Source organism: Serratia nevei, assembly GCF_037948395.1.
In the GTDB taxonomy this organism is placed as follows: domain Bacteria; phylum Pseudomonadota; class Gammaproteobacteria; order Enterobacterales; family Enterobacteriaceae; genus Serratia; species Serratia nevei.
The window spans coordinates 4,297,214-4,318,446 of record NZ_CP149940.1 but is presented as its reverse complement, the minus strand read 5'-3'; the positions used below and the strand labels follow the sequence as shown (position 1 = coordinate 4,318,446).

23 protein-coding genes and 1 tRNA gene are annotated in these 21,233 nt (G+C 59.3%); 21 read left to right on the top strand and 3 right to left on the bottom strand.

Annotation, left to right across the window (positions count from 1 at the left end):
* The first annotated feature begins 9 nt into the window (after positions 1 to 9).
* Genes V8N38_RS20735 through rbsK form a run of 4 tightly spaced genes read left to right on the top strand, consistent with a single transcriptional unit; the run spans position 10 to position 3,588 of the window.
* Positions 10 to 1,044 (top strand): ABC transporter permease, encoded by a 1,035-nt coding sequence (locus tag V8N38_RS20735; protein ID WP_038871213.1) that lies wholly within the window; start codon positions 10 to 12, stop codon positions 1,042 to 1,044.
* A 30-nt stretch (positions 1,045 to 1,074) separates the two neighbouring features.
* Positions 1,075 to 1,746: a D-allulose 6-phosphate 3-epimerase gene (gene alsE / locus V8N38_RS20730; RefSeq protein ID WP_100396839.1), complete on the top strand. Its 672-nt coding sequence runs from the start codon at positions 1,075 to 1,077 to the stop codon at positions 1,744 to 1,746.
* Positions 1,747 to 1,756: 10 nt separating this feature from the next.
* Positions 1,757 to 2,665: an allose kinase gene (gene alsK, locus V8N38_RS20725; RefSeq protein ID WP_060422856.1), complete on the top strand. Its 909-nt coding sequence runs from the start codon at positions 1,757 to 1,759 to the stop codon at positions 2,663 to 2,665.
* Entirely contained in the window at positions 2,662 to 3,588 is a 927-nt protein-coding gene (rbsK, locus tag V8N38_RS20720) for a ribokinase (protein WP_038871218.1), read from the top strand. Before alsK ends, rbsK begins: the two co-directional genes overlap by 4 nt.
* A 32-nt stretch (positions 3,589 to 3,620) precedes the next feature.
* Here rbsK and V8N38_RS20715 read toward each other — a convergent pair whose 3' ends face one another.
* The gene (locus V8N38_RS20715) at positions 3,621 to 4,229 is read right to left on the bottom strand and encodes an HD domain-containing protein (RefSeq protein WP_060422860.1); all 609 of its coding nucleotides are present in this window, start codon (positions 4,227 to 4,229) and stop codon (positions 3,621 to 3,623) included.
* Positions 4,230 to 4,412: 183 nt separating this feature from the next.
* On the opposite strand from V8N38_RS20715, the gene trhA reads away from it, so the two are divergent.
* Together trhA and V8N38_RS20705 are read left to right on the top strand one after the other, a co-directional pair.
* Positions 4,413 to 5,087: a PAQR family membrane homeostasis protein TrhA gene (gene trhA, locus V8N38_RS20710; protein WP_038871224.1), complete on the top strand. Its 675-nt coding sequence runs from the start codon at positions 4,413 to 4,415 to the stop codon at positions 5,085 to 5,087.
* 150 nt (positions 5,088 to 5,237) lie between these two features.
* A complete protein-coding gene (locus V8N38_RS20705) occupies positions 5,238 to 5,735 on the top strand; it encodes a DUF2165 family protein (protein ID WP_060422863.1) in 498 nt (165 codons plus the stop codon).
* A gap of 38 nt (positions 5,736 to 5,773) precedes the next feature.
* On the opposite strand, the gene ygfZ is transcribed toward V8N38_RS20705, so the two are convergent.
* Positions 5,774 to 6,766 (bottom strand): tRNA-modifying protein YgfZ, encoded by a 993-nt coding sequence (gene ygfZ, locus V8N38_RS20700; RefSeq protein WP_060422867.1) that lies wholly within the window; start codon positions 6,764 to 6,766, stop codon positions 5,774 to 5,776.
* Positions 6,767 to 7,086: 320 nt separating this feature from the next.
* Here ygfZ and sdhE point away from each other — a divergent pair, with 320 nt between their 5' ends.
* From sdhE to creD, 5 genes are all read left to right on the top strand, one after another.
* Positions 7,087 to 7,353 carry an FAD assembly factor SdhE gene (sdhE, locus tag V8N38_RS20695; protein WP_019455657.1) on the top strand — a complete coding sequence of 89 codons (267 nt, stop codon included), beginning with the start codon at positions 7,087 to 7,089 and terminating at the stop codon, positions 7,351 to 7,353.
* Positions 7,334 to 7,756, top strand: a complete 423-nt coding sequence (locus tag V8N38_RS20690) for a protein YgfX (protein WP_147840299.1) — start codon at positions 7,334 to 7,336, stop codon at positions 7,754 to 7,756. Before sdhE ends, V8N38_RS20690 begins: the two co-directional genes overlap by 20 nt.
* Positions 7,756 to 8,451 (top strand): two-component system response regulator CreB, encoded by a 696-nt coding sequence (creB, locus tag V8N38_RS20685; RefSeq protein ID WP_049277068.1) that lies wholly within the window; start codon positions 7,756 to 7,758, stop codon positions 8,449 to 8,451. The genes V8N38_RS20690 and creB overlap by 1 nt, the downstream gene beginning before the upstream one ends.
* On the top strand, positions 8,448 to 9,866 hold the full coding sequence (gene creC, locus V8N38_RS20680) for a two-component system sensor histidine kinase CreC (protein WP_147840300.1): 1,419 nt from the start codon (positions 8,448 to 8,450) through the stop codon (positions 9,864 to 9,866). Before creB ends, creC begins: the two co-directional genes overlap by 4 nt.
* A gap of 80 nt (positions 9,867 to 9,946) precedes the next feature.
* Positions 9,947 to 11,311 carry a cell envelope integrity protein CreD gene (gene creD, locus V8N38_RS20675; RefSeq protein WP_070913821.1) on the top strand — a complete coding sequence of 455 codons (1,365 nt, stop codon included), beginning with the start codon at positions 9,947 to 9,949 and terminating at the stop codon, positions 11,309 to 11,311.
* Positions 11,312 to 11,347: 36 nt separating this feature from the next.
* Here the strand turns inward: creD and fldB are convergent, their stop codons facing one another.
* Positions 11,348 to 11,866 carry a flavodoxin FldB gene (gene fldB, locus V8N38_RS20670; RefSeq protein ID WP_038871234.1) on the bottom strand — a complete coding sequence of 173 codons (519 nt, stop codon included), beginning with the start codon at positions 11,864 to 11,866 and terminating at the stop codon, positions 11,348 to 11,350.
* A gap of 106 nt (positions 11,867 to 11,972) precedes the next feature.
* Between fldB and xerD the strand changes: the two genes are divergently transcribed.
* The 10 genes from xerD (at position 11,973) to V8N38_RS20620 (ending at position 21,142) form a co-directional block, all read left to right on the top strand.
* Positions 11,973 to 12,872 carry a site-specific tyrosine recombinase XerD gene (xerD, locus tag V8N38_RS20665; RefSeq protein ID WP_060441367.1) on the top strand — a complete coding sequence of 300 codons (900 nt, stop codon included), beginning with the start codon at positions 11,973 to 11,975 and terminating at the stop codon, positions 12,870 to 12,872.
* A gap of 26 nt (positions 12,873 to 12,898) precedes the next feature.
* Positions 12,899 to 13,615 (top strand): bifunctional protein-disulfide isomerase/oxidoreductase DsbC, encoded by a 717-nt coding sequence (gene dsbC, locus V8N38_RS20660; protein WP_038871236.1) that lies wholly within the window; start codon positions 12,899 to 12,901, stop codon positions 13,613 to 13,615.
* A 6-nt stretch (positions 13,616 to 13,621) separates the two neighbouring features.
* On the top strand, positions 13,622 to 15,355 hold the full coding sequence (recJ, locus tag V8N38_RS20655; RefSeq protein ID WP_049199214.1) for a single-stranded-DNA-specific exonuclease RecJ: 1,734 nt from the start codon (positions 13,622 to 13,624) through the stop codon (positions 15,353 to 15,355).
* A 166-nt stretch (positions 15,356 to 15,521) separates the two neighbouring features.
* A protein-coding gene (gene prfB / locus V8N38_RS20650) for a peptide chain release factor 2 (protein WP_096242572.1) occupies positions 15,522 to 16,620 on the top strand; the annotation gives its coding sequence in 2 pieces (ribosomal slippage) (positions 15,522 to 15,596 and positions 15,598 to 16,620; 1,098 coding nt in all).
* 9 nt (positions 16,621 to 16,629) lie between these two features.
* The gene (gene lysS, locus V8N38_RS20645) at positions 16,630 to 18,147 is read left to right on the top strand and encodes a lysine--tRNA ligase (protein ID WP_033649459.1); all 1,518 of its coding nucleotides are present in this window, start codon (positions 16,630 to 16,632) and stop codon (positions 18,145 to 18,147) included.
* A gap of 146 nt (positions 18,148 to 18,293) precedes the next feature.
* Positions 18,294 to 18,367, top strand: a tRNA-Gly gene (locus V8N38_RS20640).
* A 163-nt stretch (positions 18,368 to 18,530) separates the two neighbouring features.
* The gene (locus tag V8N38_RS20635; RefSeq protein ID WP_147840301.1) at positions 18,531 to 19,745 is read left to right on the top strand and encodes a tyrosine-type recombinase/integrase; all 1,215 of its coding nucleotides are present in this window, start codon (positions 18,531 to 18,533) and stop codon (positions 19,743 to 19,745) included.
* A 143-nt stretch (positions 19,746 to 19,888) separates the two neighbouring features.
* Positions 19,889 to 20,260 (top strand): hypothetical protein, encoded by a 372-nt coding sequence (locus tag V8N38_RS20630; RefSeq protein ID WP_047729929.1) that lies wholly within the window; start codon positions 19,889 to 19,891, stop codon positions 20,258 to 20,260.
* A gap of 15 nt (positions 20,261 to 20,275) precedes the next feature.
* Positions 20,276 to 20,737, top strand: a complete 462-nt coding sequence (locus V8N38_RS20625) for a hypothetical protein (protein ID WP_110593732.1) — start codon at positions 20,276 to 20,278, stop codon at positions 20,735 to 20,737.
* Between the two features lie 207 nt (positions 20,738 to 20,944).
* Complete coding sequence (locus tag V8N38_RS20620; protein ID WP_071845363.1) at positions 20,945 to 21,142, top strand: helix-turn-helix transcriptional regulator; 198 nt, start codon at positions 20,945 to 20,947, stop codon at positions 21,140 to 21,142.
* Positions 21,143 to 21,233 lie beyond the last annotated feature (91 nt).

Here is a 21,233-nt window from a genome sequence, read left to right as displayed (position 1 = left end):
GAGCGCCTGATGGGCAACTACCTGAAATTTCGTCCGGACGGCACTGCCGTCGGCCTGTTGGCGCTGCTGGTGGCGGTAGTGCTGGCCTTCAGCCTGCTGATGCCGGGGCGCTTCTTCAGCGGCGCCACCTTCACCAGCGTGGCGTTCCAGCTGCCGGAGCTGGGCCTGCTGACCCTGGCGATGTTCATCCCGATCCTCAGCGGCGGCCTGAACCTGTGCATTATCGCCAGCGCCAACCTGACCAGCCTGCTGATGGCCTGGCTGTTCATCAGCTATCTGCCGCCGGACGCCGGGCTGGGGCTGCAGGCGCTGTGGCTGGTGTTGGCGCTGGCGGCGGCGATGCTGCTGGCCGTGATGATCGGCGCGGCGACCGGCGCGTTGGTGGCCTACGTCGGCGCGCATCCGATTCTGGTGACGCTGGCAACCATGACCACGGTCAACGGCATCGGTATCTATCTGACGCGCGGTGCGGCCCTGAGCGGCATGCCGGAGATCGTGCGGTTTATCGGCGCCGAGCGCGTGCTGGGCGTACCGGTACCGCTGTGGATCTTCCTGGCGGTTGCCGTGCTGCTGGCGCTGTTCTTGCAGAAAACCCGGCTCGGCAAATGCATCTACATGAGTGGCAGCAACATCAACGCCACCCACTTCAGCGGCGTGAATACCCATCGGGTGCTGATCGCCATTTACACCCTCTCCAGCCTGCTGTGCGTGATCGCCGGGCTGGTGATGATGGCGCGCTTCAACTCGGCGCGCATGGGCTACGGCGACTCTTATCTGCTGCTGACGGTGCTGGCGATCATTTTGGGCGGCACCGATCCGTTCGGCGGTTTTGGCCGGGTCAGCGGCGTGGTCCTGGCGCTGGTGGTGCTGCAAGTGATCGCCACCGGTTTGAACCTGATGAACGTCAGCCCGCATTTCAGCCTGGCGATGTGGGGCGCGGTGCTGATCGCAGTGCTGGCGCTGAAGTTTTTCCGCCATCGCTATCGGCAGCGGCGGGCGATGCGCCGCAGCGCGGCCCAGGCCAGAGCCGCAGCGGGCCACTGATCCTTTTCCCTTTTGCGCAGGATAACGCTAATGAAATACCAGATTTCACCTTCACTGATGTGCATGAGCCTGATGGATATCCGGCAGCAATTGGCGGTGCTGAACCGCCGCGCCGATATGCTGCATATCGACATCATGGACGGGCACTACGTGAAAAACATCACGCTGTCGCCGTTCTTTATCGAACAGATCCGCCCGCACACCTCGTTGCTGCTGGACGTGCATCTGATGGTGGAGAACCCGACCGATTTTATCGACCCGATCGCCCGTGCCGGCGCGGACTTTATCTGCCCGCACGCCGAAACCATCAACCGCGATGCGTTCCGGGTGATCAACCAGATCCGCGCGCTGGGTAAAAAAGTGGGGGTGGTGCTGAACCCGGCTACGCCGGTGGAGTTTATCCGCCACTACCTTCATCTGCTGGACAAGATCACCGTGATGACCGTCGATCCGGGCTATGCCGGGCAGCCGTTCATTCCCGAAATGCTGGAAAAGATCCGCCAGTTGCGCGATCTGAAACGCCAACAAAACCTGAGCTATCTGATCGAGATCGACGGATCCTGCAATCAGCGCACCTACCGCGATCTGATGGGCGCCGGCGCGGAAGTCTTGATCGTCGGCAGCTCCGGGCTGTTCAACCTCGATCCGGATCTGGAGACGGCATGGGAAAAAATGCTGGATCAGATGCGGCAGGCGGCCTGAGGCGGGGGACATGATGCGGCATTTTCTTGGCGTAGACGTCGGCGGCACCAATACCCGCCTGCTGTTGATGGATGATGACGGCGAGTTCAGCGGGTACCGCAAGATAGCGACCGCCGATTGGGCACGGCAGGCCGATCCGCTGGTGGCGTTGGGCCGCCTGATCGCCGGGCATTGCAAAGATCGTCAGGTGGCGCAGGTGATGCTCGGGCTGCCGGGGATCCTCAGCCGCGATCGCTCGCGGGTGCTGTCGCTGCCGTTCATTCCGGCGCTGGACGCCCAGCCGGTGGCGGCGCTGTTGGCCGATGCGCTGGCGCTGCCGGTGCGGATGGATAAAGACGTCAATCACCTGCTGTGGTGGGACTTGCAGCAGCTGCCGGCGCTGCCGCAGGTGGCGGTGGGGCTGTATCTGGGCACCGGCATGGGCAACAGCCTGTGGCTGAACGGCGACTTTTATCACGGGGCGCACGGCGCCGCCGGTGAGCTGGGGCACATTCCCTGGCCGGGCCATCAGGGTGAGTGCCCGTGCGGTAAACGGGGCTGCGTCGAGAGCCTGACCTCGGGCCACTGGCTGACCGGCTGGGCGCGCGCCAACGCGGCGCAAACGCCGTTCGAACGGCTGTTCGAACGCCACGGCGAACATCCGGATCTGCGGCGCTTCGTCGAACGATTGGCGCAGACCATCGCCATCGAAATGAACGTGCTCGATCCCCAGCAGCTGATCCTGGGCGGCGGCGTGATCGCCATGAGCGGTTTCCCGTTGGCACTTCTGGAACAAGAGATCCGCCGCCATTTGCGCGGGCCGCAGCCGGCGCAGGGGCTGGCGATCTCCATCAGCCGCCTGACCGATGAAACCGGCAGCAAAGGCGCCTGCCTGGCCGCCCGGCGCCACCTCCAATTGAGCAGGGAGTACCCGCAATGAAAGGCAAAGTCTGCGTGTTCGGTTCGTTCAACCTGGATATCGTCGCCGGCATGGCGCGCTTTCCACAGCCCGGCGAATCGCTGATCGCCCGCAACAGCATGATGGGCGCGGGCGGTAAGGGGGCCAACCAGGCCACCGCTGCGCTGCGCGCTGGGGCAAGGGTGCATTATATCGGCAAGGTGGGGCGCGATGACTTCGGCACCTTCGCCCGGCGCCACCTCGCCGCCGCTGGTTTCGATGCGGTGACGCTGTTCTCGACCGGCGATTGCCCGACCGGCAATGCGCTTATCTACGTTGCCGGTGAGGAGGCGGAGAACATGATCGCCGTCGATCCCGGCGCCAACCTGACGGTCAGCGAAGACGAGGTGCGCCAGTGTCGGCCGGCGATCGCCGCGGCGGACATTCTGTTGACCCAGCTGGAGAACAATCTGCCGGCGATTGAGCAGGTGATCGCCATCGCCCGTGAGGCGCAGACGTTCATCATTCTCAACCCGGCGCCGTTTCAGCCGGTGCCGGACAGCCTGCTGGCACAGGTCGATATGCTGACGCCCAACGCCACCGAGTGTACGTTGCTGACCGGCGTGCCGGTGCGGGATGTGGCTTCGGCGCGCCAGGCGGCGCAGGTGCTGCATGCCAAAGGCATTCGCTTACTGATCGTGACTTTGGGCACGCAAGGGGCGTTGTTCTCGGACGGGGAAAACAGCGAGCTGATCCCGGCGTTTCCAGCGCAGCCGAAAGACACCACTGGCGCGGGCGATGCGTTTAACGGCGCCCTGGCGGCGCAGCTGGCGAATCAGGTGCCGTTAGCCGATGCGGTGCGCTTTGCCGCCGCCTACGCGGCGGTCTGCGTGGAGCGCGCCGGGGCGGCGGGGTCGATGCCGAGCTATGAGGAGGCGTTGGAACGCCAGCGGGCGTTCGCTTGACGTTGAAGGGCTGCCGCGGCAGCCCGGTTCACTTACTTCAACCAGCCTTTGCGCTGTGCATCGCGCAGGTGCTGTTCCATGTGGTGCCACAGTTCGGGGTGCACATCGGCGATTGATGCATTGCGCGCCAGCACCTGCTCCAGGCTGATGCCGTTCTCTACCCAGCTCTGGCCTTCATTGTGCAGGTTCATCAGCATCGGCATGGTGCGATCCAGCAGCAAAGCGAAGCGTGCATCGGCGCTTTCGCCATCTTCATATTCCTGCCATAAAGCGGTGAAATACTCGCGCTGAGCCTCCGGCAACATGCCGAACAGACGGCGCGCCGCCGCCACTTCCTGATCGTGGATCGCCGCGCGGGCCGCCAGATCGTAGACCAGCACGTCGCCGGCGTCGATTTCCACGATGTCATGCAGCAGTGCCATCTGGATCACGCGCTGAATGTTTACGTCATCACCGGCGTAGGGCGCCAGGCTCATGGCGGCGATGGCGAAATGCCAACTGTGTTCGGCGGAGTTTTCCTGGCGCTGGGTGCCCAGCACTTTGGTGCGGCGTTGCACGCCTTTCAACTTATCGATTTCCATCAGGAACTGGATGACCTGGGTCATTGAGCCGAAATCTAACGCGGGTACAGCGGATGACATGGTGTAAACCTCAAGGTGGGTGGGTTGAAGCCTGACGATTGTAGACCACCGGGCGAGCGATTTCGATGGTTACACGCGTTCACATTTTTATTTTAGCGTACACGTGTACACTGGAATTATTCTCAGTTAAGCTGCTTTGCGTTAATTTCGCACAAAGCAGGGCATTTTGAGGGGTTGCGCGTTATGGGGAAAACGGACGTAGTGAAAGCCGGGAACAATAAGATTGTCGCCGCGGCTTATCCGTGGGCGGAAGAGATCGCCAACAGCATCAGCCACGGCATCGGGCTGGTGTTCGGTATCGTCGGCCTGGTGTTGCTGTTGGTGCAGGCGGTGAATACCGGCGCGGATGCGACGGCCATCACCAGTTACAGTCTGTACGGCGGCAGCATGATCCTGCTGTTTCTCGCTTCCACGCTGTACCATGCGATCCCGCATCAGAAGGCCAAGCATTGGCTGAAAAAATTTGACCACTGCGCCATTTATCTCCTGATTGCCGGGACTTACACCCCGTTTTTGCTGGTGGGGCTGGATTCGCCGCTGGCGAAGGGCCTGATGGCGGTAATCTGGGGGTTGGCGCTGCTCGGCGTGCTGTTCAAGCTGGCCTTCGCCCACCGTTTTGAAGCCCTGTCGCTGGTGACCTACCTGACGATGGGCTGGCTGTCGCTGATCGTGATTTATCAGCTGGTTACGCGGCTGGAGGCCGGCGGCGTCACGCTGCTGGCGATAGGCGGGGTGGTCTATACCCTCGGCGTGATTTTCTACGCCTCCAAGCGCATCCGCTTTGGCCACGCCATCTGGCACGCCTTCGTGCTCGGCGGCAGCGCCTGCCATTTCATGGCGATCTATCTCTACGTCTAAACGTTATCGCTACGTCTGAATGCGTATTGAACAGGCGCCTCTTTTGTTTTAAAAAAGAGGCGCTTGCTTCTTTCGGGTATCCAGCAAGCCCGTTCTTTCATTTCTGAGCCCGCATACTCTTTCTCTTAACTTTGTTCAGGACTCATTACGATGATCGTTCGCTTATCCAAAGCGCTGCTGGTCTGCGCTATCGCTTTGTTCGCTTCGCTGGTGGCCTTCGGCAATATCACCGATTACGGCTCCAACTTCGCCTTTGTGCGCCACGTCTTTATGATGGACACCATTTTCCCCGACGCCACCATTGGCTACCGTTCGATACAGACGCCGTGGCTGCATCACGCCGGCTATATCTTCATCATCGCGCTGGAGAGCCTGACCGCGCTGCTGTGCTGGATCGGCGGCCTGCGCCTGCTGTGCGGCCTGAAACTGCCCGCTAAAACCTTTAACGGCCGGAAAAAACTGGCGGTAGTGGGGCTGACGCTGGGCTTCCTCACCTGGCAGGTCGGCTTTATGTCGATTGGGGGAGAGTGGTTTGGCATGTGGATGTCGAAACAATGGAACGGCGTGCCCGATGCGTTTCGCTTCTTCGTCACCATCATCCTGGTGCTGATCTATCTGGTGCAGCGCGACGGGGAATTGGACGAGTAACGAAGACGGCCGCAGGCAGGGCGCCTGCGGCCGATGGATTATTTCTCTTCGGCCAGCGAGTACGGCAAAGGTTTGATCGCCAGCTGGCTGGCGGCATCGTCGCGCACCCGCAGCTTGCTGTCGGCGTCCAAATCGTTGTTCATCACCACCTGTACCCACAGCGTGCCGTCGGCCAGTTGGCTCGACGCCAGTACGGTGCCGGTGCGGCGCCAGTTTTCACCCAGCTGCAGCTCCAGATCTTCCGCCGCCTGCGGGGCGCGGGCCGCCTTACCTTCCAGCCAGTAGAGCGCACGCTTGTTGGCGCCGCGGAATTTGGCGCGCGCCACCATCTCCTGACCGGTATAGCAGCCCTTGCTGAAGCTGATGCCTTCCAGCGCCTGCAGGTTGGTGGCCTGCGGGATCAGCTGTGCGCTGTTGGCGGCGTCGATAACCGGATAGCCGGCTTCGATCTCCAGCGCCAGCCACTGGCCGCTGTCATTCAGTTCCGCCTGGTCATGCAGTTTGCCGATCAGCTGTTCGGCCACGGCGGGGCGGGTCACCAGCAGAAAACGTTCCGCCGGTGCACTGAAGTGCAGAATCGTGGTCTCGCTGTCCTGCACCACCGGGTGTTCGGCATCCGGCAGCGTAGCGAACAGGCCCGCCAACGCAGCGCGCGCCTGGAAACCGGCGACGCCCAGCAACACCGCATCGTTATCGGCGGCGATGGTGACTTTGGAGAATACCGCGTATTTTTTGATTTCAGCCAGCTGGCTGTCCAGCACGCTGCGGCGTTCCAGATAGGCGAAGCCTTCGCCACGGTGGAACAGGCGCAGGTTGCTCCACATTTTGCCTTTGGCGTCGCAGTGGGCGCACAGCACGTGCCGATCGGCCGCCAGCGCGTCGATGTCCGCCGTCACCTGGCCCTGGAGATACTTCACCGTGTCCGGCCCGTTCAGCGTCACCAGCGCCCAATCTTCCAGCGAGATCAGCGTCAGGGGCAGATGGGTGGAAGCGGAGGGCTGACGGGGTGGGAATGGAATGTTATGCGCCATAGTAAGTTCCTGCTCAACGTTTAGCTTACCTGAAGGGTATTGAACCCATGGTAAAAGAGGCGGCGGGCTTTGCAAACTGTTATTCGCGCCGTGGGGCCGGGGGGCGCTTTTTTTGGCATTTTGCGCTTTATTACGTTTTCCGCAGCAAAGCGCCTTCCCGGCGTGTATGTCAAATTGTTACTCTATAGGCTTGCGGCCTGGGCACCCTTGCAGACAGATCCCCGGCTGATGGAATTATATTGCGACGGCGTTGCCATACAGTGTGTCATTTGAACCCTGCGCTGGTGCTGCCGCGCTGAAAAGAGGTGAGTCATAACAACATGGATATTAACAACAAAGCACGTATTCACTGGGCTTGCCGCCGTGGCATGCGCGAGCTGGACATCTCCATCATGCCGTTCTTCGAATACGAATACGACAGCCTGAATGACGCGGACAAGGCGTTGTTCATCCGCCTGCTGGAGTGCGACGATCCCGATTTGTTCAACTGGCTGATGAATCATGGCGCGCCGCAGGACAGCGAGCTGCAGAGAATGGTGACCCTGATCCAAACGCGAAATAAAGACCGTGGCCCAGTGGCGATGTGATATCCGCATTTCCTGGCGCACTCAGCTGTTTTCCCTGTTGACCCACGGCGTTCTGATCCTGCTGATCCTGATTTCGCCCTGGCCGGAAGGCTTGGGCCCGCTCTGGCTGGTGTTGCTGACGCTGGTGGTGTTTCAGTGCATTCGCAGCCAAAAGCGCATCGCCGCGGTGCAGGGCGAGCTGCGGCTGCTGGCGGACCGGCGCTTCAGCTGGCACGGCCGCGAGTGGCGGCTGGCGAAAAAACCGTGGATGCCGGGTTACGGCATGCTGCTGACGCTGCAGTCGACGGAGGGCAAAAAGCGCCGCCGGTTGTGGCTGGCTTCCGACTGCATGAGCAAAGAGGAGTGGCGCCACCTGCGGCAGCTGTTGCTGTATCCGCCGGCGGGTGACGGCGAGGAGGCCTGATGAAACCCGTACTCTGGTTGGTGGAGGATGAACCCAGCATTGCCGATACGCTGGTTTACACGCTGGAGAGCGAAGGCTTCGAGGTGCGCTGGTTCGAACGCGCGGAACCGGCGTTGCAGGCGCTGGCGCAAGGCGCGCCCGCGCTCGCTATCCTCGATGTCGGTTTGCCGGATATCAACGGCTTTGAATTGTGTCGCCGCCTGCTGGCTCAGGCGGCCGATCTGCCGATTCTGTTTCTTACCGCCCGCAGTGATGAAGTAGATCGCCTGATCGGGCTGGAGATCGGCGCCGACGACTATGTCGCCAAGCCGTTCTCCCCTCGCGAGGTTAGCGCACGGGTGCGCACCATTTTGCGCCGCCTGTATAAGCAGCAGCGCCTGCAACAGAGCGCGCTCTACCGTTTCGGCGCTTTCACGCTCGACGAAGACGCGGCCACCATCTCCTACCATCAGCGGCCGCTGCCGCTGACCCGTTACGAATACCTGCTGCTGAAGACTCTGCTGTTGGCGCCCGGACGGGTGTTCTCGCGGCAGCAACTGATGGAAAGCGTTTGGGCGCAGGCGGAAGAAAGCCTGGATCGCACCGTCGACACCCACATCAAAACGCTGCGCGCCAAGCTGCGTGCGGTGGAACCCGGTGAGCCGCCCATCCACACCCACCGCGGATTGGGCTACAGCGTGAGCCGCCAGCCATGAAAATTGGGCTGCGCCTGCTGCTGGGATATTTTCTGATCGTGGCGGTGGCCGGGTACTTCGTGTTGAGCATTTTCGTCCAGGAAGTGAAGCCCGGCGTGCGGCGCGCTACCGAAGGCACGCTGGTGGACACCGCTAACCTGCTGGCGCAGATCGCCCGTCAGGACATGCAGCGCGGCGATGCGGCGCATGGTCAACTGGCGCAGGCGTTTACGCAGCTGAACCAGCGGCCGATCGGCGCCAATATCTCCGGCATCCGCAAGGATCGCAGCGAATACCACGTCTATCTTACCGATACCCAGGGGCGAGTTATCTTCGATTCTGCCGGCCGTGCGCAGGGGCAGGACTATTCGCGCTGGAATGACGTTTATCGGACGCTGCGCGGCCAGTACGGCGCCCGCAGTACCCGCAGCGACCCGCAGGATGAAAACAGTTCGGTGATGTATGTGGCCGCGCCGGTGATAGAACAAGGGCGTATTATCGGCGTGCTCACCGTGGGCAAACCCAACAGCACCATGGCGCCGGTGATCAAACGCAGCGAACGGCGCATTCTGTGGGCCGGCGCATTGCTGCTGGGGATCGCGTTGCTGATCGGGGCGGTATTCGTCTGGTGGATCACCCGTTCGATAGGCCGGCTGGTGCGCTATGCCGACGGGGTGGCGCAGGGAGAAAACGCGCCGCTGCCCAAAGTGGGCGGCCGGGAACTGACGCAGCTGGCGCAGGCGCTGGAGAGCATGCGACTGAAGCTGGAAGGCAAAGCATATATCGAACAGTATGCACATACCCTGACGCATGAGCTGAAAAGCCCGCTGGCGGCGATCAGGGGCGCGGCAGAGCTGTTGCAAGAGTTGCCGCCGCCGGAGACCGCCCGGCGTTTTCTCACCAATATCGAGCAGCAAAGCGCACGCATCCAGCAGCTGGTGGACAAACTGCTGGTGCAGGCGCGGCTGGAGAGTCGGCCAGACATGGAGACCGCGCCCATCGCGATCGCGACGCTGGTCAGCCAGACGGTGGCGGGCAAAGAGGCGCAGGCGACGCAGCGCGGCGTCAGGTTGCAACTGGAGGCGTTGGCGGAGGTGACGCTGAACGGCGATGCGTTGCTGATCAGCCAGGCGCTGACCAACCTGCTGGACAACGCGATCGACTTTACCCCGCCGGGCGGTTGCGTCAGCGTGCGAGGCGAACGGCGGGAACAGCATTACTGCATCAGCGTCTGCGATGACGGCAGCGGCATTCCGGACTATGCGCTCGATAAGGTGTTCGAGCGCTTTTATTCGCTGCCGCGCGCCGAACGGCCAAAAAGCAGCGGGCTGGGGCTGAACTTCGTGCAGGAGGTCGCCCGCCTGCATCATGGCGGCATTCACCTGCGCAACCGCCGGCCGCACGGGGTGGAAGCGACTTTCAGGTTATCGCTGTGACTTCACCTTCCCTTCACATAACCACATTCTGATTTCACCTGCGGGTTTTATCGTGGCCTCATTACCTATGAGGAGCGAGCATGATGAAATCGGTACTTTTCTGGAAAATAACCACGCTGCTGGGATTGATGGTGGTGATGTTGATCCCCATCGCCCAACTGATGAGCGTGATCGACGAACGCAGCGGCTATCGGCAAAGCGTGGTCGGGCAGGTAAGCGAAAGCACCAGCGGGGCACAGCGCGTGCTCGGCCCGTTGATTGTCATTCCCTACGTCGAACGAGAAGAGAAGAAAGACGAGAAAGGACAAACGGTAGTGCAGCGGGTGCAGCATTACCGCTATTTGCTGCCGGAGTCGCTTCAGGTGCTGGGGGCGCCGAAAGTAGAGGTGCGTAAACTGGGCATTTATCAGACGCAGGTTTACCAGGGGCCGCTGAACTTCAAGGTGCGTTTCGGCCAGCCGGAACTGGCGGATTTGCAACGTGCCAACGTGACCCTCGGCCAGCCGTTCCTGCTGGTGGCGCTGAGCGACTCTCGCGGCATCAAGAGCATTTCTCCTCTGGAAATACCGCAGCCGGTGGCGTTTGAACCGGGCACCGGCGTGGGATCGTTGCGTCAGGGGATCCACGCACCGTTGACGCTGGCGGCGCTGCAACAAAAAGAGGGGCTGAACGCCGACTTCACCCTGACGCTGGCGGGCACCAGCAGCCTGTCGCTGGTGCCGCTGGGGCGCAGCAGCGAATTGCAGCTGCAAAGCAACTGGCCGCACCCGAATTTCCTCGGCAACTTCCTGCCGGATGAACGCAAGGTGACGGAGCAAGGGTTTAGCGCTCGCTGGCGCAGCACCTGGTTCGCCAACAATATCAACAGTGCGTTCCATTACGACGATAGCATTATCGATGAGGACAAGCTGCCGGCCTTCAGCGCCAGCCTGGTCGAACCGGTCGATCACTATCAGCTGGCCGAGCGCGCGGTCAAATACGCGCTGCTGTTTATCGGGCTGACGTTTATGGCGTTTTTCCTGTTCGAAACCCTGACCGGGCTGCGGGTGCACCCAATTCAGTACCTGTTGGTGGGCGCGGCGCTGGTGTTGTTCTACCTGATTCTGCTGGCCTTCTCCGAACACCTGGGATTCGCTCTCGCTTACCTGGCGGCCAGCATCGCCTGCAGCGGTCTGATCGGCTTCTATCTGAGCGCCGTACTGCGCGGCAAGCTGCGCGGTGCGCTGTTCGCCGCGAGCCTATTGCTGTTGTACGGCGTGCTCTATTTGCTGTTGCAGTCGGAGGACAATGCGTTGGTGCTGGGGGCAGGGCTGCTGTTCGCCATTCTGGCGGGCATTATGCTGTTGACGCGCAAACTGGACTGGTATCAGGTGGCGGATCCGGCGCGGTTGACCAAGGAGACACCTGCTGGGGAAGAGGAGCCACGCTTCCGTCTGTGGAAATAAGCGGGGAAATCGGGCGCGTTCAGCGCCCGACAGCGGCTACAGCAGCGGTTCCATCTCCAACAGGATCTGCTCGCACCATTGCTGCAGGCGCTCTTCGCTCAGATCGTATTGGTTGACCTCATCGAGCGCCAGACCGACGAAGTGTTTGCCGTCGGCGCTCAGCGGTTTGGGGCTGGTGAACTCGAAGCCGTCGGTCGGCCAGAAGCCGACGAACTGCACGCCCAGCGGCGCGATCTGATCGTGCAGCATACCCAGCGCGTCGAGGAACCACTCACCGTAACCGAGCTGATCGCCCATGCCGTACATGGCGACGATCTTGCCTTTCAGATCCAGCGCCGGCAGCTGCGGCCAGATCGCTTCCCAGTCTTCCTGCAGTTCGCCGAAATCCCAGGTCGGGATACCGAGGATCAGAATGGAATAGTCCTCCATCAGCTTGGGAGAGACGTCTTTCAGGTTGTGCAGGTCGACCAGGTCTTCACCCAGAATCTCACGGATTTTTTCTGCCGCCATCTCGGTGTAGCAGGTGCTGGAGCCGTAAAACAGACCAATCTTCATGTGTAAACCGTTACGTTGCTGTTTAGAGAATTGCAGCGAGTATACCTGATTTGCGTCGGCTTAAGGCATAATGGCGCGGGTGGAAATGCAACAAAGAGAGGACCGCGTGCAACAGCAAGACAATGCGCTGATTGAACAATTCCTGGATGCGCTGTGGCTTGAGCGCAATCTGGCGGAAAATACGCTGGCCTCCTACCGGCTGGATTTGCAGGCCCTGGGCACCTGGCTTGGCCATCAAAACACCGCCTTGCTGCAGGCGCAGGCGTTGGATCTGCAGGCCTTTCTCGCCGAGCGGGTGGACGGCGGCTACAAGGCCACCAGCTCCGCGCGTTTGCTGAGCGCCATGCGCCGCCTGTTTCAGTACCTGTATCGCGAAAAACTGCGCGCCGACGATCCCACCGCGCAGCTGGCGTCTCCCAAACTGCCGCAGCGTTTGCCGAAGGATCTGAGCGAGGCGCAGGTCGATGCGCTGCTGCAGGCGCCCTGCGTCGATCAACCGCTGGAACTGCGCGACAAGGCGATGCTCGAAGTGTTGTACGCCACCGGGCTGCGGGTTTCCGAACTGGTGGGGCTGAGCATCAGCGACGTCAGCCTGCGCCAGGGCGTAGTGCGGGTGATCGGCAAGGGCAACAAGGAGCGGCTGGTGCCGCTGGGCGAAGAGGCAGTCTACTGGATCGAAAATTATCTGGAACACGGCCGCCCTTGGCTGGTCAACGGCCAGACGCTGGATGTGTTGTTCCCCAGCACCCGTTGCCAGCAAATGACCCGACAGACGTTCTGGCATCGCATCAAACACTATGCCATCCTTGCGGGCATCGACAGCGAACGTCTGTCGCCGCACGTGTTGCGGCACGCGTTCGCCACCCATTTGCTGAACCATGGGGCCGATCTCCGTGTCGTACAGATGTTGTTAGGGCACAGCGATCTCTCGACCACGCAAATTTATACTCATGTCGCGACCGAACGACTGAAACAGCTACATCAACAGCATCACCCGCGCGCCTGAGCGGCGGGTTCGAAAGGATTGGAACAATGAAAAAAGGTTTAATGCTGCTCTCTCTGCTGGTGGCTTCGGTGACCGGTGCCGCCCATGCCGATGATGCGGCGATCAAAAAAGCGCTCGCCAGCCTGGGCATCCAGCAGGCGGACGTGCAGCCTTCGCCGGTTAACGGCCTGAAAACCGTGCTGACCGACAGCGGCGTGCTGTACGCCTCCGAAGACGGCAAGCACATCCTGCAGGGCCCGCTGTTCGACGTCAGCGGCAAAGAGCCGGTCAACGTGACCAACCAACTGCTGAGCAGCAAGATGGACGCGCTGAAAGATCAAATGATCGTCTACAAAGCGCCGAAAGAGAAACACGTGATCACCGTGTTCACCGATATCACCTGCGGTTACTGCCATAAGCTGCACCAGCAGATGAAAGAGTACAACGATCTGGGCATCACCGTGCGTTATCTGGCGTTCCCGCGTCAGGGGCTGGCTTCCCAGGCTGAGAAAGACATGAAGTCTATCTGGTGTACCGCCGACAAGGCCAAGGCGTTCGACGCCGCCATGAAGGGCGACGCCATCTCTCCGGCCACCTGCAAAACTGACATCAGCAAGCATTACGAGCTGGGCGTGCAGTTCGGCATTCAGGGCACGCCGGCGATCATTCTGGAAAACGGCATGATGATCCCGGGCTATCAGGGGCCAAAAGAAATGGCCGCCATGCTGGATGCGCACCAGGCCGCCACCAAAGCCGGTGGTTAATCGCCGGTGAGTATTAAAACGCAACTACGCCGCCGTCCGGCGGCGGACGACACGCATCTGCCCGCCAGTTTGCCGCCGCTGCTGCGCCGGCTTTACGCCCTGCGCGGCGTGCAGGGTGAGCAGGAGCTGGAGCGCGGCGTCAAGGGCATGCTACCCTGGCAACAGCTGGACGGCATCGACGACGCCGTCAGCCTGCTGCAACAGGCGCTGGCCGACGGTCGCCGCATCATGGTGGTGGGCGATTTCGACGCCGACGGCGCCACCAGCACCGCGCTGACTGTGCTGGCGCTGCGCAGCATGGGCGGCGCAGCCGTCGACTACCTGGTGCCGAACCGCTTTGAAGACGGCTACGGCCTGAGCCCCGAAGTGGTGGAGCAGGCGGCGGCGCGCGGCGCGGAGCTGATCGTCACCGTCGATAACGGCATCTCCTCGCATGCCGGCGTCGACGTGGCGCACGCCAAGGGCATGCAGGTGCTGGTGACCGATCACCATCTGCCGGGCGAGACCCTGCCGGCGGCCGAAGCGATCGTCAATCCCAACCTGCGCGGCTGCGCCTTCCCGTCCAAATCGCTGGCCGGAGTGGGCGTCGCGTTCTACCTGATGTTGGCGCTGCGCGCCCGGCTGCGGGACAGCGGCTGGTTCGAACAGCGCGCGCTGGCGATGCCCAATCTGGCGGAACTGCTGGATCTGGTGGCGCTCGGCACCGTGGCCGACGTGGTGCCGCTGGACGCCAACAACCGCATTCTGGTGTATCAGGGGTTAAACCGCATCCGCGCCGGCAAATGCCGACCGGGCATCCGCGCGCTGCTTGAGGTGGCCAACCGCGACGCCCGCCAGCTGGCGGCCAACGATCTCGGTTTCGCCCTCGGCCCGCGTCTCAACGCCGCCGGCAGGCTGGACGACATGTCGATCGGCGTGGCGCTGCTGCTGAGCGACGACATCGCGCAGGCGCGTATGCTGGCCAACGATCTCGACGCGTTGAACCAGACGCGGCGCGAGATTGAGCAGGGCATGCAGGTGGAAGCCCTGCAGCTGTGCGACCAGTTGGAGCGCACCAGCACCGAGCTGCCTTACGGGCTGGCGATGTATCACCCGGAATGGCACCAGGGCGTGGTGGGTATCCTCGCTTCACGTATCAAAGAGCGTTTCCACCGCCCGGTGATCGCGTTCGCGCCGGCGGGTGACGGCATCCTGAAAGGCTCCGGCCGTTCGGTGCCCGGCCTGCACATGCGTGACGCGCTGGAGCGGCTGGATATGCTGAACCCCGGCCTGATGATGAAGTTCGGCGGCCACGCGATGGCGGCCGGGTTGTCGCTGGAAGAGGCCAGGTTCGACGAGTTCCGCCAGCGCTTCGGCGAGCTGGTGGGAGAATGGCTCGATCCGGCGATGCTGGAAGGGGTGATCTGGTCCGACGGCGAACTGGCGATGCAGGAGCTGTCGCTGACGACGGCGGAGCTGCTGCGCGAGGGCGGCCCGTGGGGCCAGGCGTTCCCGGAACCGACCTTCGACGGCAAATTCCGTATCCTGCAGCAGCGGCTGGTGGGCGAGAAACACCTGAAGCTGATGGTGGAACCGCTCGGCGGCGGCCCGCTGCTCGACGGCATCGCGTTCAACGTGGACACCACGCTGTGGCCGGACAGCAGCGTGCGCGAGGTCGAACTGGCCTACAAGCTCGACGTCAACGAGTTTCGCGGCAACCGCAACGTGCAGCTGCTGATCCAGCATCTTTGGCCGCGCTGAGGCGAAATTGAACACAATTCGGGGATTGGGCTCTCCAATCCCCTGCATCCTTCCCGATCGCCACAAAAACTGACCAACTCGCTATAAACTGCCGCCCGGATCCGTTAGAATTAGCGGTTCCAATGGCATTCCGCCATCGACGACATCAACGTAAAAGAACGAAACCATGTTTGAAATTAACCCGGTAAAAAACCGAATTCAGGACCTGTCCGAGCGGACTGCGGTTCTTAGGGGGTATCTTTGACTATGATGCCAAGAAGGAACGCCTAGAAGAGGTCAACGCCGAGCTGGAGCAGCCGGACGTTTGGAACGAGCCGGAGCGCGCACAGGCGCTCGGCAAAGAGCGCGCCGCGCTGGAAGCCATCGTTGAAACCATCGATCAGCTGGAGCAGGGCGGCGAAGACGTCGGCGGGCTGCTGGAACTGGCGGTGGAAGCCGACGATGAAGAGACCTTCAACGAAGCGGTCGCCGAGCTGGATCAACTGATGAGCAAGCTGGATCAGTTGGAATTCCGCCGCATGTTCTCCGGCGAATACGACAGCGCCGACTGCTACCTGGATATCCAGGCCGGTTCCGGCGGCACCGAAGCGCAGGACTGGGCCAGCATGCTGCTGCGCATGTACCTGCGCTGGGCTGAAGCCAAGGGCTTCAAGACCGAAGTGATCGAAGAATCCGACGGCGACGTCGCGGGCCTGAAGTCTGCCACCATCAAGATCATCGGCGACTACGCGTTCGGCTGGTTGCGCACTGAAACCGGCGTTCACCGCCTGGTGCGCAAGAGCCCGTTCGACTCCGGCGGCCGTCGCCACACCTCGTTCAGCTCGGTGTTCATCTACCCGGAAGTCGACGACGATATCGATATCGAAATCAACCCGGCGGATCTGCGTATCGACGTGTACCGCGCCTCCGGTGCGGGCGGTCAGCACGTCAACAAAACCGAATCCGCCGTACGTATTACTCACCTGCCAACCAACATCGTGGTGCAGTGCCAGAACGATCGTTCTCAGCATAAGAACAAGGATCAAGCGTTTAAACAGCTGCGAGCCAAGCTGTACGAGTTTGAGATGCAAAAGAAAAATGCTGATAAGCAGACGATGGAAGACAACAAGTCCGACATCGGCTGGGGCAGCCAAATCCGTTCTTACGTGCTGGATGACTCCCGCATCAAGGATTTGCGCACCAACGTCGAAACGCGTAACACGCAGGCCGTACTGGATGGCGACCTGGATAAATTCATTGAGGCAAGTTTGAAAGCCGGGTTATGAGGAATAGAAATGTCTGAACAACAAGTACAGGGCGCCGATCAGGCGCTGGATCTCAATAACGAACTGCAGTCCCGCCGCGAGAAACTGGCCGGCCTGCGCGAGAACGGCATTGCGTTCCCGAACGACTTCCGTCGTGACTCCACCTCCGACAAACTGCACGCCGCGTATGGCGATAAAGACAACGAAGAGCTGGAAGCGCTGGGCGTAGAAGTGACCGTCGCCGGCCGCATGATGACCCGCCGTATTATGGGCAAGGCATCCTTCGTCACGCTGCAGGACGTGGGCGGCCGCATTCAGCTGTACGTCGCGCGCGACGATCTGGCTGAAGGCGTGTACAACGACCAGTTCAAGAAGTGGGACCTGGGCGATATCCTCGGCGCACGCGGCAAGCTGTTCAAAACCAAGACCGGCGAACTGTCGATCCACTGCACCGAGCTGCGTCTGCTGACCAAAGCGCTGCGCCCGCTGCCGGACAAATTCCATGGCCTGGCGGATCAGGAAACCCGTTACCGCCAGCGTTACCTGGACCTGATCGCCAACGAAGAATCGCGCAACACCTTCAAGGTGCGTTCTCAGGTGATGTCGGCTATCCGCAACTTCATGGTGGAACGCGGCTTCATGGAAGTCGAAACCCCGATGATGCAGGTGATCCCGGGCGGCGCGTCCGCGCGTCCGTTCATCACGCACCACAATGCGCTGGATATCGACATGTACCTGCGCATCGCGCCGGAACTGTATCTGAAGCGTCTGGTGGTCGGCGGCTTTGAGCGCGTGTTCGAAATCAACCGCAACTTCCGTAACGAAGGCGTTTCTCCGCGTCACAACCCAGAGTTCACCATGATGGAACTCTACATGGCTTACGCGGATTACAAAGACCTGATCGAGCTGACCGAGACGCTGTTCCGCACCCTGACCGAGAAAGTGCTGGGCACCTCTCAGGTGCAGTACGGTGACGAAGTGTTCGACTTCGGCAAGCCGTTCGAGAAGCTGACCATGACCGAGGCGATCAAGAAATACCGCCCGGAAACCGATCTGGCTGACCTGGCCGACATGGGCAAAGCGGTAGCCATCGCTGAATCCATCGGCATCAAGGTTGAGAAGAGTTGGGGTCTGGGCCGCGTCGTGACCGAGATCTTCGAAGAAGTGGCGGAAAGCCATCTGATTCAGCCGACCTTCATCACCGAGTACCCGGCTGAAGTGTCGCCGCTGGCGCGCCGTAACGACGTTAACCCGGAAATCACCGACCGCTTCGAGTTCTTCATCGGCGGCCGTGAAATCGGCAACGGCTTCTCCGAGCTTAACGACGCCGAAGACCAGGCTCAGCGCTTTGCCGATCAGGTGAACGCCAAAGACGCCGGCGACGACGAAGCGATGTTCTACGACGAAGACTACGTCACCGCGCTGGAGCACGGCCTGCCGCCGACCGCCGGTCTGGGCATCGGTATCGACCGTATGGTGATGCTGTTCACCAACAGCCATACCATCCGCGACGTGATTCTGTTCCCGGCGATGCGCCCACAGAAATAATTCCGTTTAGCGTGAAACCACCGGTGCAGGCAACTGCGCCGGTTTTTTTCGCCCGCCGGACTTAACCGCTTAAAACATCGACAGTTACGCGCCATCTCCGCTTGCCCGCCGCCGATAACCGGTTATAATGCCTGTCGCACACTGATGCGGGTGTAGTTCAATGGTAGAACGGCAGCTTCCCAAGCTGCATACGAGGGTTCGATTCCCTTCACCCGCTCCAAACACACTTCTCTCAACGTCCACCAAAGCCTACTAAACCCAGTAAAGACAAGTATCCCGGTAAAATCTGGTTATCTCAACGTCTACGCACATCTACCCAAATCTATACATCCATGTGTATAGTAATGAGTATAGGACGTTTGATTTACCTCGGAGCTATACACATGCCCCTCACAGACCTTGAGCTACGGCGCTCAAAGCCGCAAGAAAAGCCCTATACACTCAGTGATGGCGGAGGGCTATCTATACTCATTGAGCCGAACGGCTCCAAGGGTTGGCGTTTTCGCTATCGTTTCGATGGCAAACCCAAAATGCTTTCCCTCGGTACATACCCCACAGTTTCACTCACCGAGGCAAGGCAGAAGCGTGATGAAGCTAAAAAGCTGGTGGTATCGGGCATCAACCCTAGCGAAGCCAGGAAGCAGCAGAAACGAGCTCGGCAAGATGTTACCGGCAATACCTTTGAGGGGATAGCGCGGGAGTGGTACGGCAAGCGGCGTGATCGCTGGTCGGAATCATACGCCGAAGAGATGATGAAAACGTTTGAGAGCGATGTTTTCCCATACATCGGCCAGCGGCCAATTGCCGAGATAAAGCCAATGGAGCTTATGTGGACGCTTTCTAAACTGGATGAGCGCGGCGCAACAGAGAAATTGCGCAAGGTACGCCAGCGGTGCGGGGAGGTATGGAAATATGCCATCGTCACCGGTAGGGCTGAATATAACCCAGCTCCGGATCTCGCCAGCGCGTTCTCACCGCATAAAAAAGAACACTATGCCTTCCTATCAGTTTCCGAGCTGCCCGAGTTTTTCCGCGTCTTTAATACATACACTGGCAGCCAAATCGTTAAGTTGGCTATGCGTCTGCTTATTATCACAGGAACCAGGCCTGGAGAACTGCGTAAGGCTGAATGGTCGGAGTTTGATTTTGATAAGCGGCTTTGGGAAGTTCCACCCGAACGCATGAAGAAGCGCCGCCCTCATTGCGTACCACTATCCGACCAGGCGATTAGCATTCTGGAGCAGCTAAAACCCCTGACGGGCCATTACAGCTACGTGTTTCCAGGCAGGATTCACCACAGCAAGCCAATCAGTGAAATGGCTATGAATGTGCTGGTTAGGCGCATTGGTTATGCTGGGCGCGTCACAGGGCACGGTTTCCGCCACACAATGAGTACTATTCTCCACGAACAGGGGTATAACACCGCTTGGATTGAAACCCAACTGGCTCACGTGGATAAGAACAGCATTCGTGGAACCTACAACCATGCCCAGTATCTGGATGGCCGGCGGGAGATGCTTCAGTGGTATGCAGACTACATGGACACCTTGGAGAAAGGCGAAAATGTCGTACACGGCACATTTGGACTACGAGCATAACTGGATGCATAGACAGTTATAGTAGACCGCAGTAGACTTGCATAGATTACCAAAGAATAGGCTATGTCTAGGCTGATCCCCGAAAACCCGTACACCTCTACGGACTGGCATAGCCGCCAAAATTAGAGGACGCGAGGTGGCGTATGGGAAATAATTTAAATATCCTTGCTGATCTGGAGGCAAAGGAGCAAGAGTTTATTTCGGTCAGAGAATTGTTTGAACGCATTAGACTCCTACAACCTCATGTTACTGATGCAGAAATAGCTAAGTGGCTTTCTTGGTTGACAAAAAACAGGCAGTTGCCTGAGTTTGTTTGGCGAAACAGACGTGGGGATATTGAGCCTACCGAATGGAATGAGGATCCTGAGTTTGACCGTCTTCTCGATATAGTCTTGGAGGATGGGGCCGTGCCTATAGTAAGGATTCAATCGAGTGTAAATAAAATTCCTTCTGGTTTGATGGCGAGTAATCCATCAGAGCCACCAATGGACTTTGATGATGATATTCCTTTTTGATTTGGAGGGTTAAATATGGCTGGTGGCTGGGGTAGTGTAGATAATACAAAAGCTGATTATTTTGATAGCTATGGCTTCAGACGTGATGAGTTGGCGAAATTTTTAGAGGGTACAGGTGTTTTCTTGCACATACCCTTAGATGAAATTAAAGAAAGCATACGACTTGAATATGATGAATTTAATTGTATAGAGGAAAAAGTGTCACTAGAAAAACTCATGCAAGAGAATGAGTCTTTAAAAGAAAAAAATAGAAAGCTTTCAGCTGCGATTCCTTTGTTACTAGGGAAGTATAGGAGTGATGATCCATTGCTGTTAGCTATAGAAATACGGAATAAAGAGTGGGAAAAATACGATCCGGAAAATGATAGAGCTACTCGCGGAAATCAAGACGCCATCATCACGTATTTACAAAACAAAGGTTATACAAAGAGACAGGCAGAGTCTATAGAACTGGTTGCCTGCCCGATAAAGAGATAGTAACCCTAGGGGCAAGGGTGTTCTTCTTGCCCCCTAGGGCTAATTAGGCTTACCCTCAGGGTAGTTATTCAAAACGATATTGCAACTTACCCTCAACCCTAAGGGTAAGTTGAGTATAAATACCCTCATGCCTGAGGCTTTGAATCTTTCTCTTTTTTTTGTGCGACGATATGTCTTGTAAACGACAACAGACTTTACGAGGTATATATGACTCAATCACTCATTCGGTTGCATGATGTTCAGCGTCGCACAGGCTACAGTAAGGCATGGATCTATCATCTTATGTCTCAGGGAAAGTTCCCCCCATCCGTAAAAATTGGTACTCGTGCCATTGCTTTTGTTGAAAGTGAAATTGATGACTGGGTTAATCAACGCATTGCTGAATCCCGCAAGGAGGTTTCCTGATAAAGAACATCGGGAGTTCAGATTTTGCGGGTGCTTGCGGGGAGTTGCATTCAATATTCACCGGCAGCAATGAAAAGCTTTAGCGAGGGAT